At 63.2% G+C, this 1,597-nt stretch carries 1 protein-coding gene and 1 pseudogene; both read left to right on the plus strand.

Annotation, left to right across the window (positions count from 1 at the left end; translation table 11 throughout):
* Positions 1–1,171, plus strand: a 1,171-nt coding sequence (locus tag V6M39_RS01300; protein ID WP_332641847.1) for a ferredoxin reductase, incomplete at its 5' end; no start/stop codon positions are given.
* Positions 1,172–1,183: 12 nt separating this feature from the next.
* A pseudogene (locus V6M39_RS01305) lies at positions 1,184–1,597 on the plus strand (acyl-CoA desaturase); the annotation flags it as partial.

Consider the following 1,597-nt stretch of genomic DNA (forward strand, 5'->3'; position numbering starts at 1 on the left):
GTTCGTGCTTGCACATGACCCGAATACCGTGCACTATTTGAGTGTACGCACGTTCACTGAGTTTCGAGGAGGTTACGAGATGGGCATCATCCGCAAGGCTCTCGCCTCACGGCCCGTCGCGTCGCTGACCTCCCCCTACACAATCGATCACTACCTCGACCAGCTTCACCCCATGCTCGCAGCGGAAAACGTACGCGCGAAAGTCGTCGAGGTCATCCACGAGACCGGCGACGCCAGCACTGTGGTGCTGCGTCCCAACGGCACCTGGAAGGGCTTCACGCCCGGTCAGCACGTCCAGTTCGGTGTCGAGGTCGAAGGCAAGCGCCGTGTGCGCGTCTTCTCCGTATCGAGTTCACGCGCCACCAAGAGCAAGACGTTCAGCGTCTCGGTCAAGGCACACCCCGACGGCTACGTGTCGCAGTTTCTGCACAACGACCTGAAGCCCGGCACGATCGTCTATCTCTCGCAGGCCGAGGGCGAGTTCGTTCTCCCCCGCGAGACCCCTGACGACATCCTGTTGATGAGTGGCGGCTCGGGCATCACTCCGGTGATGTCGATGATCCGCACGCTCCGCGACTCCGGCCACACCGGCCGCGTCACCTTCCTGCACTACGCCCGGTCGCTCGAGGACGAGATGTTCAGCGGCGAGCTGGACGAGATCGCTGCTGCGCTCCCCCAGGCGCAGGTCGTACGCATCTTCACCCGCAAGCCGGCCGAGGGCGCCGAGCTCAAGGGTCGGTTCTCGATCGACCACCTCAAGCACCTCGGCATCGATCCGTCAGAGACCCTGACGTACGTGTGCGGCCCCGCTGGCCTCATCGCCAGCGTCCGCGACACCTACGAAGAGCTGGGCGCGACCGAACAGCTCCGCATGGAGTACTTCAAGGTGCCCAGCGTCGACCTCGACGCACCTGACGCCACCGGCACCCTGACGTTCGACAACGCCGCCATCGTGGCCGACAACTCCGGCGCCACGATCCTCGAGCAGGCCGAGGCCGCTGGACTCAAGCCCGAGTTCGGTTGCCGCATGGGTGTCTGCAACACCTGCGTCGTCAAGAAGAACCACGGTGCCGTGCGCCACGTGATCAGCAACGAGATCAGCGCCAACACCGACGAGACCATCAAGATCTGCGTGAACGTCCCCGTCGGCGACTGCAGCGTCGCACTCTAGGAGAGGGAGAACATGTCCAAGACCAAGAACGCACCCATCAAGCCGTACAGCGCGCGCAATCACAACGCCGCGCCCGTGTCACTGATCGACCCCACGAGCGACAAGAAGGCCACCATCGGCCTCGAGTACATGACGTACGAGCAGCTCGAAGACTTCGGCAACGAGCTCAACACCGTGCGCCAGCGCGTCCTCGACGACCTCGGGCAGAAAGACGCCGACTACATCCGTCGCGTCATCAAGGTGCAGCGCGCCTCCGAGGTACTCGGTCGCATCGGCATCTTCATGCCGTTCTTCCCGCCCGCATTCATCGCCGGCATCCTGTTCCTCGGCCTGGCCAAGATCCTCGACAACATGGAGATCGGCCACAACATCATGCACGGCCAGTACGACTGGATGAACGATCCGATGATCGACGCCAGCCGCTTC

It is taken from the genome of Aeromicrobium sp. (genome assembly GCF_036675695.1).
Lineage (GTDB): Bacteria > Actinomycetota > Actinomycetes > Propionibacteriales > Nocardioidaceae > Aeromicrobium.